The sequence below is a fragment of the Bacillus cereus group sp. BfR-BA-01331 genome (assembly GCF_022663915.1).
Lineage (GTDB): Bacteria > Bacillota > Bacilli > Bacillales > Bacillaceae_G > Bacillus_A > Bacillus_A mycoides.
Genome location: NZ_JAKUGJ010000106.1, coordinates 1 through 1,530, shown reverse-complemented (window position 1 = coordinate 1,530; position 1,530 = coordinate 1). Strand labels below are relative to the sequence as shown.

The window sequence follows — 1,530 nt, the reverse complement described above, 5'->3', positions numbered from 1 at the left end:
CAATACCACCAAGTACTTACGAGGCATATTGGACAAAATATTGATTACTTTCTTCATCTTCTCTCATCCCTTATCAGTCTATAACATTACGAATTTGAGTCATATGTTGTCCTCTTGCCGTATAGTTTAGACCTGTAATTTGTACACCCTTATCATCACCAATATGAATCATTTTCTGGTTCCCCATATAAATTGCAACGTGTCCTGGGTTTTCATAGAAGATGAGGTCTCCTGGTTGTGCATGATTAATGTCTGGTACTTGTTTACCTTGTCCAACTTGAGCACCTGTCCACTCTCCAAGTTGCACACCTATACTTTTTCTAAAGACATACTGCGTAAATCCTGAGCAATCTGAAGTGCCGCCTGGTGGATTACGATCCCCTAATACATATCTAACTTTTCCTTGCCCAAGCCATTTTTTCGCTTCCGCTAGTACCTTTTGTCTTTTGTCATTCGTCATAACAGGAGAACCGCCTGATGATAATCCCGGATCATCATTTTTCTTAAAGAATTTCATTGGATCTGTTGGTTGGTCGTTAATACGAACCTGGAAGTCTAAATGGACAGCGTATCCATTCATATTAAGTAAACCAGTATCTTTATTATAGTTAGAACCGCCCATCTCCCCAATGATTTGTCCTTTTGTTACCATGGTTCCTGGTGCAACTGATATTTTACTCAAATGTAAGTAACGAGATACAATACCATTTCCATGGTCTACATAGACACCTAGACCGCCACCGTTTACATTTCCTGTTTGGTTTGTTACAATACCTGCTTCCATTGACCATACAGGATCTCCAGCTTTTCCAGCAGTCATAGCTCCAATATCAACAGCATTATGTTGTTTTCCACCACGAAAAGCATCAAACGTATCTGTAATACGACCTGATTTCGTTGGCCATTTCCAACCTTTATCAGAAATCCATTCGCCTGATGCATCCGCCACACAACCCAAATCTTTGTAATATTTCAGAACTTTGGAAACGTATGTAAAATCCCCGTAGCACGCTCCGACTTTGGTTCGGAAGTTATTAGGGTCAGAACAACCACCCGGATTTAAATGTGCCTTACTTCTTGAGAATTCAATGGCTGTTTCCTCTGAATAACCGCCTTTTGCTAATGCATAGCTAATAAAACCACTCCCAAAATTATATGACTGTAAGGCGAGAGCGACGTCACCATTCGCTTGTCCTAGCACATCTTTAAATTCCTGTACTCCTGCTTCAATAGAAATATTCGGATCTGTAATACACCCCATTCGAGCATTTCCTTTTACACCTATACAAGATGGACTCAAGTCTCCATAATGTCCCTCTGATGCTTGCATCGGGTCATTTCCTGCTCCAGCTGATTCCTGCATCATTTGAGCTGCCAGAATACCAACATATTGAGCAACACCATGTTTTTCTGCCATCTCTTTAATTTTGGGAAGATACCCTGTTACTTTTTCATTGATATTAACAGGCTCTCCACCAGGACTAACAGAACCTACGCACATGCCCCCGATAAATCCACCAGTTGGGGCTA

The 1,530-nt window shown here is 41.0% G+C and carries 1 protein-coding gene; it reads right to left on the bottom strand.

The genetic code is table 11. From position 1 onward, the window contains the following. Nucleotides 1–73: 73 nt before the first annotated feature. A partial coding sequence (locus MR155_RS31065; RefSeq protein WP_242312103.1) for a lysozyme family protein occupies nt 74–1,530 on the bottom strand: 1,457 nt, incomplete at its 5' end.